The organism is Streptomyces sp. NBC_00286, assembly GCF_036173125.1.
GTDB lineage: Bacteria > Actinomycetota > Actinomycetes > Streptomycetales > Streptomycetaceae > Streptomyces.
On sequence record NZ_CP108054.1, the window covers coordinates 4,619,705 to 4,632,834 of the forward strand.

Annotated in this window: 10 protein-coding genes; 5 read left to right on the forward strand and 5 right to left on the reverse strand. The window is 69.6% G+C overall.

What is annotated here, in order from left to right:
* Nucleotides 1-182 precede the first annotated feature (182 nt).
* Nucleotides 183-1,523: a PP2C family protein-serine/threonine phosphatase gene (locus tag OHT21_RS20990; RefSeq protein WP_328769897.1), complete on the forward strand. Its 1,341-nt coding sequence runs from the start codon at nucleotides 183-185 to the stop codon at nucleotides 1,521-1,523.
* 216 nt (nucleotides 1,524-1,739) lie between these two features.
* On the opposite strand, the gene OHT21_RS20995 is transcribed toward OHT21_RS20990, so the two are convergent.
* The 3 genes from OHT21_RS20995 to OHT21_RS21005 all read right to left on the reverse strand — a co-directional run bounded on the left by OHT21_RS20995 (nucleotide 1,740) and on the right by OHT21_RS21005 (nucleotide 3,522).
* Entirely contained in the window at nucleotides 1,740-2,075 is a 336-nt protein-coding gene (locus OHT21_RS20995; protein WP_443050406.1) for a DUF2516 family protein, read from the reverse strand.
* A gap of 142 nt (nucleotides 2,076-2,217) precedes the next feature.
* Nucleotides 2,218-2,826 (reverse strand): hypothetical protein, encoded by a 609-nt coding sequence (locus OHT21_RS21000; RefSeq protein ID WP_328769899.1) that lies wholly within the window; start codon nucleotides 2,824-2,826, stop codon nucleotides 2,218-2,220.
* A 99-nt stretch (nucleotides 2,827-2,925) separates the two neighbouring features.
* Nucleotides 2,926-3,522, reverse strand: a complete 597-nt coding sequence (locus OHT21_RS21005) for a helix-turn-helix domain-containing protein (protein ID WP_328769900.1) — start codon at nucleotides 3,520-3,522, stop codon at nucleotides 2,926-2,928.
* 114 nt (nucleotides 3,523-3,636) lie between these two features.
* On the opposite strand from OHT21_RS21005, the gene OHT21_RS21010 reads away from it, so the two are divergent.
* On the forward strand, nucleotides 3,637-4,137 hold the full coding sequence (locus OHT21_RS21010; RefSeq protein WP_443050407.1) for an NUDIX domain-containing protein: 501 nt from the start codon (nucleotides 3,637-3,639) through the stop codon (nucleotides 4,135-4,137).
* Between the two features lie 210 nt (nucleotides 4,138-4,347).
* On the opposite strand, the gene OHT21_RS21015 is transcribed toward OHT21_RS21010, so the two are convergent.
* Nucleotides 4,348-8,139, reverse strand: coding sequence for an nSTAND1 domain-containing NTPase (locus tag OHT21_RS21015; protein WP_328769901.1), 3,792 nt, complete (start codon nucleotides 8,137-8,139; stop codon nucleotides 4,348-4,350).
* 197 nt (nucleotides 8,140-8,336) lie between these two features.
* On the opposite strand from OHT21_RS21015, the gene OHT21_RS21020 reads away from it, so the two are divergent.
* Together OHT21_RS21020 and OHT21_RS21025 are read left to right on the forward strand one after the other, a co-directional pair.
* Nucleotides 8,337-9,575, forward strand: coding sequence for an acyltransferase family protein (locus OHT21_RS21020; protein WP_328769902.1), 1,239 nt, complete (start codon nucleotides 8,337-8,339; stop codon nucleotides 9,573-9,575).
* 131 nt (nucleotides 9,576-9,706) lie between these two features.
* Entirely contained in the window at nucleotides 9,707-10,621 is a 915-nt protein-coding gene (locus OHT21_RS21025) for a LysR family transcriptional regulator (protein WP_328769903.1), read from the forward strand.
* Nucleotides 10,622-10,714: 93 nt separating this feature from the next.
* Here OHT21_RS21025 and OHT21_RS21030 read toward each other — a convergent pair whose 3' ends face one another.
* Nucleotides 10,715-11,485: an SDR family oxidoreductase gene (locus tag OHT21_RS21030; protein ID WP_328769904.1), complete on the reverse strand. Its 771-nt coding sequence runs from the start codon at nucleotides 11,483-11,485 to the stop codon at nucleotides 10,715-10,717.
* A gap of 709 nt (nucleotides 11,486-12,194) precedes the next feature.
* Between OHT21_RS21030 and OHT21_RS21035 the strand changes: the two genes are divergently transcribed.
* Entirely contained in the window at nucleotides 12,195-13,100 is a 906-nt protein-coding gene (locus OHT21_RS21035; protein WP_328769905.1) for a nitroreductase/quinone reductase family protein, read from the forward strand.
* The last annotated feature ends 30 nt before the right edge of the window (nucleotides 13,101-13,130 follow it).

Consider the following 13,130-nt stretch of genomic DNA (forward strand, 5'->3'; position numbering starts at 1 on the left):
TCATCACCTGGAGAGCCGACCGATGTCCAAATCCGTTAGGGGATGCGGCATATGACGGGGGCCGTTTTGCGTACCGATCGCTTTACGCCATTCCTTTGTGGCCACCGCTGACGCTATGGTCCCGGTCGGTGGGCTAGACCTTGTCCCACCGTGCCCTCGGGGGGAGGGAAGGAACCAAGACGATGCCCGTACCCGTACCGCGGCAGAGAGCGATCCCGGCCGTGGAAGGTGGTCAGGCTCGCGCCGCCTCCAGAATCGGCGCCACGGCCGGCACCGCGTCCACAGCGGGCGCCTCGGCCGCCCAGGCGCCGTCCTCGGCCATGCGCAACGCCGGTGAACCGGCCGGCAGCACCTCGCTGACGCTGCTCGTGATCGAGGACGACCCGGCCGGTTCGCTGAGCGTGCCCGAGCTGCTCGACTCGGCCGGCAAGCCGATCCGGGTCCGTACCGCGCGCAACCTCACCGAGGCCGAGCGGCTGCTCACCGACGACGTCCACTGCATCCTGCTCGACCTCGCGCTGCCGGCGCCCGGCCGGGCCGTAGAGGGCGACGACGAGCTGGCCACGCTCAAGCACGTACTTCGGCTCGCGCCCCGGCACGCCGTCCTCGCGCTCACCGCGTCCGGGGACGCCGAACGCGGTGCTGAGGCGGTGCGCGTCGGCGCCCAGGACTACCTCTTCCGCGATGAGCTGGACGGCCGGCTGCTCAGCCGCGCGATCCGGTACGCGGTGGAGCGCAAGCGGTCGGACACCGCCGAGCGCAAGCTCGCCGAGGGCCGGGTGCGTGCCCAGGAGAACCGCCGCCTGCATCGCGGGCTGCTGCCCAATCCCCTCCTGGAGGGCTCCTCACTGCGGTTCGCCGCGCGCTACCGGCCCGGCCGCTCGCGCGCACTGCTCGGGGGCGACTTCTACGACACCGTGCGCACTCCGGACGGCACCGTGCACGCCATGATCGGCGACGTCTGCGGGCATGGCCCCGACGAGGCGGCGCTCGGCGTGGAGCTGCGCATCGCCTGGCGCGCGCTCACGCTGGCCGGGCTGTGCGGCGACGAGCTGCTCGGCACGCTCCAGCAGGTCCTGGAGCACGAGCGGGACAACGACGAGATCTTCGCGACGCTCTGCACGGTCGACATCGCACCGGACGGCCGCCGCGCCGGCCTGTGCCTGGCCGGACACCCCACCCCGCTGATCGCCCGCTCCGGCCACGTCGCCGAACTGCTCCCGTACGAGAGCGGCGGCCCGGCCCTCGGCCTGCTGCCGAACGCCCGCTGGCCGCGCCGGCAGGTGGAGTTGGGCGGCGCGTGGAGCCTGATGCTCTACACGGACGGCCTGATAGAGGGCCATATCGGCGCCGGCAAGGAACGGCTCGGCCAGGAGGGAATGGTCGACATGGTCCGCCGCCAGCTGGCCAAGGGCCTGAGCGGCGAGGAACTCCTTACAGCGGCCGTGAACGAGGTCCGCGACCTCAACGGCGGGGAACTGACGGACGACGTGGCGGTACTGCTGCTGGAACGCCGGCTATGAGCCGCGTACGCCTGCGGGGGTCGGCACTGGCGGTAAGCCACGTACGCCTGCCCTGGTCAGCACCGCCCGTAAACCACGTACGGCCTGTGCTGGAACGCCAGCCGTAAGCCGCGTACGCCCTGGGTCAGCGCCGACGGTAAGCCACGTACGCCTGCCTGGGTCAGTGCCAGCTCGCTGGCAGCCGCGTACGCGTGCCGCAACGTCCGCCGTTATGCCTCAGCGTCCGCCGTTATAAGGCCCGTACGGACCGTCGCTGCTGCTGCCCCCGCGACGGCCGCCTCCTCCGCCACCCGAGACCTGCTTGATCGCGGGGCGTACGTCCACGAAGAAGACGATCGTCGCGATGAGGCCGGCGATCTGCAGGAAAAGGATCGGCACCAGGAGGTTCACGGCCACCGTGACGCCGAGAATGATCAGCCAGAACGGCTTGGTCTTCTTGTCCGCGGCGCGGTACGCGTCCTCGCGGGCCATCGCTGCCAGCACAAGCGCCGCCACGGCGAGCACCAGCATGGCGAGGAAGAGCAGCGACATGAAGCCGCCGAATGCCGTCATCAGCACTGTGCCCACCACCCGTGTCGAGTCGTCTCTACGCCGTCACCGTACCCGCAGAACGCGTCGGGGACTCCGATAGTGCCCGGAGTCCCCGACGGTTCTTGCGTTGGTGAATCTGTGTTTACGTCCCTACACGCCGCGCTTACTTGCTGGGGGGCGTCGTCTTCTTGGCCGTGGTCTTGCGGGCGGCCGGGGCCTTCTTGGCCGGGGCCGTCTTCTTCGCCTCGGCGGGCTCGGACTTGGCCGCGGCGGGCTTCTCGTCCTTGACCTCGGCAGCCGCGGGCGCGGCCGGCTCGGGGTTCGGCTCGACGGCGACCGCGAGCTCCTCGATGCCCTCGGCGGTCTCGCCGCGCCAGGTCTTCACGGTCTGCTCGCCGTGCTCGGCGACCTTCTCGTAGGTCTCGCGCGCCTTCACGGCGTACTCGGCGGCCACGCCGACGCTGCGGAGGGCGAAGTCCTGAGCGGTCTCACCGATCTTCTTCAGGTCGGTGTCGAGCGTGCTGATGAACTCCGTGACCTTGCCCTGAAGGGTCTCCTGCGCCTCCTTGGCGCGGGTGGTGGCCTTCTCCTGGACGGAGTTCGGGTCGATGTGCCGGACGGCCTCGATCTTGGACGGGGCCTCGGTGCGGATCTGCTCCACGATGGTGGGCACCTTCTTGGCCTGCTGGAAGGCCAGGTCGGCGGTGCCGGCGGCGAAGTAGAGCGGGGTCGGGTCGCTGAAGGTCTTGCGCAGGTCGTCGGTGATGGCCATGGCGATGGTCCTCCGGAAAGCTGTGAGTGAGGGTTTTATGTGGCGTTTTGTGCGACGGCGTACGACCGCTGCCGCATGGTGGGGCTACATCGCCCCTGGTCAGCTCGCGGACTGCCGACCGTGCGGTGCACCGCGATCGTTCTTGCCGTTCTTGTCGTTCGTATCGCTCTTGTGATCGTTGTTCTTCGTGTTCTTGTGCAGGCTGTCCTCGTCGTACGGGTCGTTCTGCTCGGCCTCGCTGCCGTCGGCCGTGCGGGCCCTGTCAACGGCGGTGACCCGGCCTTCCGTTACGCCCTGAGGGTCCAGATCATCCTGAACGCCCGGGATTTCCTCGACATCCTTGATCTCGAAGCCGTTCTCCTTGCGGAACGACTCGTAGATCTGGAGCAGCACTTGCTTCTGCCGCTCGCTGAGCGTCGGGTCGGCGATGATGACGGCTCGCGTCTCCACCTCGTCCCGGTCCCGCTCGGCGTCGAGGATCCCGGCCCGCACGTACAGCGTCTCGGCGGAGATCCGCAGGGCCTTGGCGACCTGCTGCAACACCTCCGCGCTCGGCTTGCGCAGCCCGCGCTCGATCTGGCTCAGATACGGATTGGACACCCCGGCGGCCTCGGCGAGCTGCCGCAGGCTCAACTGCGCATTGCGCCGCTGCTCCCGCAGATACTCACCAAGATTGCCGACGTTGAGCGTTGCCATGCCCCCACCTTGCCCCACCCCCGCTAACTATTGCAAGCAGACGCTTGCAATAGTGCGCTACGCCACTGTGTGGGGGCGGCGGCGTTGTCGGTGGGCTCTGCCAGGGTGTGCGTCGTGGATGAACTGGTGGAGCGGGTCGACGGTCAAGATCGTGTGGTGGGTGTGGTCAGCCGTCGGCAGGCCACCCGGGAGGGTTGGCTGCATCGGGTCGCCGTGACGGTGTGTCGTGGTGATCGTGGCCGGATCCTCGTCCACCGGCGGTCGGAGCACTTGTCGCGCTTCCCCGGGCTCTATGAGGTCGTGGTCGGTGGCGCGGTGAATGTCGGCGAGTCCTATGAACAGGCCGCCGCCCGGGAGTTGGCAGAGGAACTGGGCATTCGTGTGCTGCCGCGCTTGCTGTTCACGTTCATCAACCGCAGCGGCCTGAGCCTGCACTGGCTCGGCGTACACGAAGCCGTGATGCCGGACGCCGTGGCCCCCGATCCTGACGAGGTCGCCTGGCACGGCTGGCTGACCGAGCCGGAGCTTCGCTCGGCCATGCTGGAGTGGCGCTTCACCCCCGACAGCCACGAAGCCTTCAGCCGCTATCTCACGTTCCGGATCGCGCAGTCCTGACCTGGCTCGCCCTTCGGACTGGGGCGTCTTCTTGCGGGGTCGCCGCCGAGGGCGGTGAGGTTGTCGAGCAGGGCGCCGCCGCTGACGGTGCCGTACGGGTTCAGGGGCGGCCCCACGGTGTCCTGTACTGCTGGCGTCCCACTTACTGGCGCCGCGACGCGCACCCCGTAACCCCGCCTTCTGTCCCGCCGGAGGGCTGAGCCGGGCGGCTCACCGCTGTTGGCAGCCGGTTTCGGGGGGCTGGTCGTGCAGATAGCGGGACCGTTCCAGGGTGGTGAGCGTTGTGTCGATGGCCTCGCAGATGTTGCGGAGGGCGCGGGCCGGGTCGGGCAGGTCGATGTTCCGCAGCTCGACGGAGTTGCCCGTGCTGATGGCCAGGGTGCGTCCGTCCGGGCTGAACGCCACTGCTCCGGGCGAGCGGGTCCGCAGGGTGGTTCGGATCTGGCTGGTGTCAAGGTCCCACAGCTGGACTCCTCTTGCGCTGCTTGTGGCCAGGGTGCGTCCGTCGGGGCTGAGAGTCAGCGATGCCACCGGACCGCCGACACGGAAGCTGTCCTGGAGCTGACCGGTGCGCGGGTCCCATGTCTTCACCCAGCCGTTGCTGTCGCTTGCGGTGGCCAGGGTGTGCCCGTCTGGGCTGAACGCGGGGGACGACAGCCCGCTCCCGCCCGGCTCGATGATGTGCTGTGTACGGCCGGTTGCGGCGTCGAGCAGCGTTATCCGTTCGCCGGCCCCGATCCCCACGACGGCAAGTGTGCGGCCGTCCGGGGTGAACGCCAACGTTCTGACGGATCGGCCGTGATCGGTGTGGACGGTATGCAGTGCGCCGGTTGAAAGGTGCCAAATCCGCACCCACCCCTTCCCGCCGGCGATGGCGAGCCGCGTCCCGTCGGGACTGAAGACCGCCCTGATGGCGCCCAGGGCACGGCTTATGCGAAGACGGCCCGTGGCGACATCGCGGACCTCGATCACCACTCTGTTCTTTGTGGCCCTGGCGGCCAGGGCACGCCCAGTCGGGCTGAACCCCACGGCACCGAAGCGCCAAACCGGGAAACTCAGATGCTCTCCCCGGAGTGCCAGGTCGGTGTCGAGCGCCAGCGTGGCTTCATGATCACCGGTCCGGACATCCCAGAGCCGTACCGCCCCCTGGCCGGGCGGGCCTTGGTGAACTGTGGTCACCGTGCGTCCGTCCGGACTGAATGCCACGTCGTCAATGGACGTGTCAGCACGGCCTCGCAGAGTGATCTGCGGCTGATCAGCGGTTAGGCGGTGAACGCGAATGGCGGGGCCACCGTTACTTGCGGTGATCAGGGTGCGGCCGTCCGCGCTGAGGGCCACTTTCGGGGTCCCGCGTTCGTGGTGACCGGCGGTCACGGCGGCCCGCTCAGTGCCGGAGGCGGTGTCCCACAGTCGTACCGTGTCCCCGCGACCGGGGATGGCGAGGGTCCGCCCGTCCGGAGCGAAAGCCACTCCGTCCAACTCGCTTGCGCTGTCCCTGATGGTGCGCCGGACGATGCCGGTGGCCGTCTCCCGCAGTTGCACCGAACCGTCGGTGCGGACATCCGCGTATGTCCGGCCGTCTGGGCTGAAGGCCACCGCAGCGCCCTCAATCCGGTCGTCGTTGACGGTCCGGGTGCGGCCGGTGGCCACGTCCCACACGCGCACCTGTCCGTTGCGGCTCACCGCGGCCACGGCACGTCCGTCAGAGCCGAAGGCGACCGCCTCCGGGTCGGGGCGGCTGGTGAAGCTGTGCCGCTTGTGGCCGGTGGCCACATCCCACACCCGTACGGCCGCCAGGGAGGCGACAGCCACGGTACGGCCATCAGGGCTGAAGTCCACGCCGCGTACCGAACCGTCGGGGACAGTGAAGGTTCTGAGTTTCCTGCCGGCGACCGAGTCCAACAGGCCCACTGTCACGCCCGTGTCGTCGGCGGTAGCGACAGCGAGGGTGCGTCCGTCGGGGCTGAACGCCGCGATGTTGCCGCCGCTGTAGCCGGTGAACGTGTGCCGCAGCCGGCCCTCGGGCAGATCCCAGATCCGTACCTTGCCGTCTTGGCTGTTGGCGGCGACGGTATGTCCGTCCGCGCTGAGGGCGATGGAGGACACGGGCTCGCTGCCGCCGACCAGGCGCTTACGCAGCGGTAGCGCCGCCGCGGCATACAGGGCGGCGGTGGCCTCCCGGGTCGGACTGGTGCGGTAGGCGTGGACGGCGAGCAGTGCGGCGAGGTCGGGTTCGGAGTCCAGGAGTGCGCTGGACTGGGCGGCCAGTTGACGGGACTGGGCCAGGTGCTGGGCGGTGACCGCGCTCTGCCACTGCCCCACGGCGAGGCCGGCGGCGACGAGGGCGAGGCACAGAGCGACGGTGACCGCGGTGAGCACCAGCCGGTAACGGCGACGGCCCTTCTGCTCATGGTCACGACTGGCCTCGAGGAAGGCGTGCTCCAGGTCGGTCAGGTCCTCGCGCGGTGCGCCGCCGAAGTGTTCCTGGGCGGCGGCGAGCCGGCTTCCCCGGTACAAGGCGCCCTTTTCGCGGTTCAGTTCCCGCCAGGCGTGGGCCGCGTCGGTCAAGTTACGGTGCACACGCAGGCGTTCGCGGTCCTTCTCGATCCACCCGCGCAGCCGGGGCCAGGCATTGATCAGGGCCTCGTGGGCCAGCTCGACCGTGTCGCCGTCCAGGGTGAGCAGGCGCGCTCGGGCGAGTGCCTCCAGCACCTGGGCGGTGTCCTCCCGGCCGGTGCGGCCGGTGCCGGGCAGTTCCGCGCGTTCGACGGGGCGGCGGGTGTCGGGGGTCCCGTCACCAGGGGCGATCAGCCGCAGCAACACCCGGCGGGCGGCGGCTGCCTGGCCCTCGGTGAAACGGCCGTAGACCTTCTCGGCGGTCTTGGCGATCGCGCCGTCCAGACATCCTGCCGCCTCGTACCCCGCCATGGTCAGTGTCTTGCCGCGGCGCCGGCGCCAGGTCTCCAGCAACGCGTGAGACAGCAGCGGCAGCCCGCCCGGCGCGTCGCCGACCTCCTTGACCAGCCGGGCGGTGAGGGCACGTTCAACGGTCAGTCCGGCGGCCGTGGCCGGCTTGACGACGGCGTCGCGCAGTTCCGCCGGGCTCATCGCACCGGCCAGCAGGTTGGCGTCGCGCAGTGCGTCGGCCAGGTCGCGGTGCTCGGCGCAGTGGCCGTAGAAGTCGCCGCGTACCGCCAGCAGCACTCGTAAGCGGCTCTCGGGCTGCCGGGCGGCCAGCAGCAGGTCGATGAAGCGGCCACGTTCGGCGGCATCGTGGCAGAGGGTGAAGACCTCCTCGAACTGGTCGACGATCACGAACGTGTCCGCCCCGGCGCTGCCGTCGCCGGGCGTCGCGGGTGTGAGGAGGGGGCCGTGGCTACGGGCGGGGCGTTCGCCCGGGGTCAGGATCCGGATCGCGGCCGGGCGCAGGTCGGGCTCCTGAGTCTGCCGGAGTACGGGTATCAGGCCGGCCCGCAGCAGGGAGGACTTGCCGCTGCCGGAGGGGCCGAAGACCGCCGCGAACCGGCGGCGGCGCAGCAGATCGACCAGGTCGGCGGTGAGCTGCTCCCGGCCGAAGAACAAGGCGCTGTCACCGGTCTCGAACCGCGCCAGACCCCGGTACGGCGCAACCGACCCGCCACCGGAGCCATCGCCTGATCCGTCGCCTGATCCGTCGCCTGATCCGTCGCCTGTTCCGTCGCCTGTTCCGTCGTCATCCCGAGAGCCGTCACCCGCGGACTGCTCCACCGCCCCCTTCCACCGGGCCTCCCACTCCGCCAGGTCTCCACCGCACGCCCCCACATAGGCCAGGGCCACCGGCAGCGTCGGCAACTGCTCGCCCGCCGCGGCCTGCGACAGCGTGGTCACCGAGTAGCCCGCCCGCTGGGCCAGAGCCCGATACGTGATCCCGCCGACTTCCGCCCGCAGCTTGCGCAACTCGAACGCAAACCGCTGCACCGGACCCGCCGCCGGATCCACCGGCACCTCACGACGACCCGCCACGCCCCCCACCCCCTCCAGCCACGCCATTGTTCGGCCGCCAGAACGGTACTGCCGAACAATCCGCCGGCAGCTGAACTCGGTGATGAGAGCGGCGCGACCGCTCTGAGCGGAACCCCCTGCTGGTCCTCGCCGACCGGCAGGGCGGCCAGGCCACACCCACCCACCGAACACCTCATCCAAGAGGACGCTGCCTGCGCATGGAATCCCCACCCCTCACACCACGATTACTGGCAGCCATCACCACAACCCGTCCGTCGCGGCTGGGCTGGCTGGACGCCTTGCGCGGCATCGCCGCACTCGTCGTGGTGTTCGACCACTCGTCGTACGCCTTCATGGCGGACTTCCGGCGGGACTTGATGCCGCAGTTCAACACCAGCCGCTACGGCATCATGGTGTTCTTCCTGGTAAGCGGCTACATCATCCCCGCGTCGCTGGAGCGCCGCGGCTGCGTCCGTACGTTCTGGATCGGACGGATCTTCCGCGTGTACCCGCTGTGGGCGGCAGTCGTCGCAGGGCTCCTGACCGTCAATCTGCTGGGCATCGCGGAGATACGTGGCTTCGGCGAGCAGAGCGCTGCCGCCGTGGCTGTCGCCCACGCCACCATGCTCCAGGAGTTACTGGGGACACCCAATCTCCTGCTCATCCTGTGGACACTCTCGTACGAGATGGCCTTCTACCTGCTGGTCGTCGCTCTGTTCACGGTCCACCTCCACGAGCGGTCCGCGGCGGTCGCCGTCATCCTGGCCGTGCTCGCCGCTGTGAGCGTGGCAGCAGGGGTGGTGCTGCCGGCCTCTGCCCTGACCGGCCTGGTCGGCACCGGCCCGCTGATCGCCTTCGCCTCGATCGCCATGGGGGTCGCCATCTGCTGTGCGAGCGCCAGGTCGCCCGTACTCCGGGTGTTCGGGGGCGTGTTGGGCGGCGTACTGGCGCTTGGCCTGGTCCCGTTCAACGGCACGGTCCCGCTGTGGGAGGGCCTGGTGATCCTCGCCGTGATGTTCCTCGGCACCGCCGTCTACCGTGCCGAGAACGGTCAGAGCACCTGGCGGTACGCGGCTGGCACCGCCGTCATCGTGGTCGCCTGCGCCGTGGGGAGTGCGTACCGGTACGGCGACGGTGACCACTTCACACGGCGCGGCTGGATCCTCGCATTCCTGCTGGCCGTACTCACCTTCAGCGCCGGGCTGTTGTCGCGCCGCCGGCGCATACCGCGGATGCTGACCGGACTGGGAACGATCAGCTACTCGGTCTATCTGGTGCATCCCGTGCTGCTGGCGGTGATCGACGCCACGATCGGCCGGCGGCGACAGGACAGTCTCGCGCTCGAAGTGGCGTTCTTCGCCGCGCTGTTGCCGCTGTGCGTGCTGACCTACCGTTGCGTCGAAGGCCCGGGCCAGACCTGGGGCCGCCGATTGGCCAACCGCCTGCAGCCACCGTGACGAGCACCCGTGCCGCACCACAGATCGGCTCCGGCCGTCTCGGGAATCTCCGCCCCCGCAGCCGAGTTGCTTGCTGTTGCAGCGATGACAGCCGGAGACCGCGGTCCACCGCGGGGAGGAAGCGGGAGCCGATGAGCCTTCGTCAGTACGAGTACGCCCTTGCCGTTGCCGCGGAGGGGTCGGTGACGGCTGCGGCGGAGGTGCTGCGCGTCGCTCAACCGTCGGTGTCCCAGCAGATCCGCGGGCTGGAGCGGGAACTCGGGGTGGAGCTGTTCGCTCGTACGCCGAGCGGGCTGGTGCCCACCGCGGTCGGCCGTGCGTTTCTGCGGGAGGCGGAGGTCGCGGTGAGTGCGTCGCGGCGGGCGAGGGCGACCGCGCGGGCCGGTGCCGATGAGCTGGTGGGCGAGCTTGTGGTCGCGGTGCAAATGGGCTTCGGTACGCGGCAGTTGCCGGGCGCGCTGAGCGCGCTGCGTCGCCGGTTCCCGCGGCTGGAGGTCACCGTCTTCGAGGAGCCCAGCTCCGCCGAACTGGAGCGGCTGTGCCGCCGGGGCGTGCTGGACCTAGCGCTGATGGCGGCGTGCGAGCGGACTCCCGCCGACGCCCACCACCTCGGCGACGAGGAGTTCGTCGTGGTGCTGGGCGCCGGGCACCGGCAACTCGCCGCGGACCGGGTCGAGCTGCGGGAGCTGGACGGGGAGCCGTGGGTGAGGTTCGACCGCGACAGCGCGCTCGACGGCGTACTGCTGCACGTGCTGCGGGACAACGGTCTGACCCCGACCACGGCCGCCCGCGTGTCCCAGTCGGCGACGGCCGTGCGCTGGGCCGCGCACGGGCTGGGGGCGACGCTCGTCCCGGCCTCCGCGGTGCCCCACGGTTACGAGCACCTCGTACGGCCGGTGTTCCCGGTCGTGTCCCAGCCCGTGATCGCCGTGGTCCGGTCGGGCTCGGGCCCGGCGGGGACGGCCCTGCTCGAATTCCTGCGTCAGGAGACCTGGTCCGAATCCGATTCCGAATCCGATTTCGCTGCCTACTCGCCGGTGTCCTGACGGCCGGGAGAAGGAAGCAGGCGCCGTCGAATACCTTTCGACCAAGTCGAATTCCTTTTGACCAAGCAGGCGTTTCGGAATTAAAGGTCAGCTTCAGCCCCTGGGGAATTCACCGCCGTCCACGACGAGATTGCTCGCGGTCAGCCAGCTCGTCCGGTCGGAGACGAGGAACAGCACCGCTTGGGCGATGTCGTCGGGCTGACCCTCGCGGCCCAGCGGAGGGGTGTTGGTGGCCTGGCCGGCAGCCCCGGCCAGGCGGGCCCACTGCTCCCGCGTCGCTTCGCCGCCGGGGGTGGCGGTCCTGCCGGGAGACACGGTGTTGACCCGGATCCCGAACGGGGCGAGCTCCGCGGCCAGTCCCCGGCTGTAGTTCTCCAGCGCCGCCTTCGCCGCCGTGTAGTGCAGGAACGGTGGCGGCGTGGGCGGGACCGCGGCCGAGGAGACGTGCACGATCGCCCCCGAACGCCGTTCGCGCATCCCCGGTGCCAGCAGCGCGTCCAGCCGCACCGACGCCAGGAAGTTCAGGTCCAGCGCGTCCAGCCACACCTCTTCAGGGATGGCCAGGGCTCCCTTGTACGGTTGCGCCCCACCCGCGTTGTGGACCAGGACGTCCACCCCACCGAACACTTCCTGCGCGGCCGCGGCGAGCGCCTCCGCGCCGGCCCGAGTCCGTACGTCGGCCTCCACGAAGGTGGCCCCCTCCGGCACCGCGCTCGTCGCCGACCTGGCGGTGGTGAGCACCTCGGCACCAGCGTCCAGGAGTTGCCGTACGACGGCCGCTCCGATTCCGCGAGTACCACCCGTGACCAGGGCCCGCTTTCCCTTGAGTTCCCACATTCCCGGCCCGTTCTCGATAGTGGCCATGCCACCGATCCTCTCGATCGCGTAATAGTCAGCTCGACGGAAAATGGATCGACCGACGTGCACAGAGCGCGAATCCTCGGAGAAATCGGAGAAAACACGGTGAGCACCTCGTCGAGCTGTTTCACGGTACGTAGCGAAAAGAACGAGAGGCAAAGACGAAATTGCAGCACACCTTATAGGGAGTTCCTATGACATCCGATTGGGCTTCGTGGCACAGGCCTGGTCCGCTCCGTCCCGCCCCGTCCCGCCCCGTACGCCGCTGTACTACCCCGACGCGGTGACACTGGTGCCGGGCGCCGACCCCGGCGGCGCTGGTGGCCGGGATCGACACCACCGCACCCGGCGCCAATGAGAAATACGGCATTGCCCAACCGCCCGTGTTCCATTAGCGTCTCCCCCGTGACTGCCGGGTCGGCCATGGGCCACAAGCGAGTTGGGTTCCCGGCCTCCGCGTGAGGCCGGGGTGGGCCAGGGGCCCACCTTTTTCTGAGTCCGCGTATTGAGCGCGCGTTCCGCCGCGCCGTACGCCCTCCACCCCCTTCGTCACCCCTCTTCACCTCTCCTCTTCATCACCTCCCTCACCACGGTCGCCTTACGCGTTCGTATGCGCCCCGTGGCAATTCGCCCTGCCCGCACGCAGGGAAATCCCAGCAATCCACGAACCCCATCCGCATACCGCATCCACGTACCCCATAGCAGAAAGAGAAGAATGCCCAACGACTTCAACCAACCAGTCATCGAAGAGTTCCGCAGCAACGCCGGCCAGGTGGGCGGCTATTTCGAAGGAGCCCGGCTGCTCCTGCTGACCACCACGGGAGCCCGTACCGGCACCCGGCACACCACCCCCGTGGGCTACCTCCCCGACGGCGACAGGGTCCTGGTCATCGCCTCGGCAGGCGGTGCACCGAAGCACCCGGACTGGTTCAGCAACCTCGTCGCCCACCCCCAAGTCACCGTGGAAACAGGGGTGTTCACGTACGAGGCGCGGGCCGTTGTACTGCAGGGCGAGGAACGCGATCAGCTTTTCGCGCGGGCCGTCGAGGCCGAGCCGGGCTGGGCGGAGTACCAGGCGAAGACGGACCGCCTGCTCCCCGTGGTCGCCCTGCACGAGATCCCGAGCGACGGCCCGCCGAACGTGGCCGCCTCGTCGATGGGTGAGTACCTCCAGGTCATCCACGACGCGTTCCGCCGCGAACTCGCCCTGATCCGCAAGGAATTCGCCGACGCAGGGCCGGGCACCACCGCCCTCGGCGCCCAGCTCCGCGTCAACTGCCTGACCTTCTGCCAGGGCCTGCACAACCACCACACCGGCGAGGATGTCGCCATGTTCCCGGCCCTCGCCGCCCGCCACCCCGAACTCGCCCCGGTCATCGAGCGGTTGAGCCAGGAGCATGAGCAGATCGCTGCGCTGGTGGAGGAGTTGAAGGCAGTCATCGACACCGTGGGCCCAGGGAGCGAGGGCTCCCCCACACCCGTACGCAACGAACTCGCAGGCACGGAACTCGCCCGCAGGGACCTCGTACGCAAGGAAGTCGACCGCCTCACGGACGCACTCGAAGCCCATCTGATGTATGAGGAGGAGCAGTTGATCCCCATACTCGACGCGTCGGCGTGACGGTTCCGCCAGCCGTGATCAGCGGGCCAC

Coding starts and splice junctions, on each gene's coding strand:
- OHT21_RS20990 (WP_328769897.1), top strand. CDS start 183: ATGCCCGTACCCGTACCGCGGCAGAGAGCGATCCCGGCCGTGGAAGGT.
- OHT21_RS20995 (WP_443050406.1), bottom strand. CDS start 2,075: ATGACGGCATTCGGCGGCTTCATGTCGCTGCTCTTCCTCGCCATGCTG.
- OHT21_RS21000 (WP_328769899.1), bottom strand. CDS start 2,826: ATGGCCATCACCGACGACCTGCGCAAGACCTTCAGCGACCCGACCCCG.
- OHT21_RS21005 (WP_328769900.1), bottom strand. CDS start 3,522: ATGGCAACGCTCAACGTCGGCAATCTTGGTGAGTATCTGCGGGAGCAG.
- OHT21_RS21020 (WP_328769902.1), top strand. CDS start 8,337: ATGGAATCCCCACCCCTCACACCACGATTACTGGCAGCCATCACCACA.
- OHT21_RS21025 (WP_328769903.1), top strand. CDS start 9,707: ATGAGCCTTCGTCAGTACGAGTACGCCCTTGCCGTTGCCGCGGAGGGG.
- OHT21_RS21030 (WP_328769904.1), bottom strand. CDS start 11,485: ATGGCCACTATCGAGAACGGGCCGGGAATGTGGGAACTCAAGGGAAAG.
- OHT21_RS21035 (WP_328769905.1), top strand. CDS start 12,195: ATGCCCAACGACTTCAACCAACCAGTCATCGAAGAGTTCCGCAGCAAC.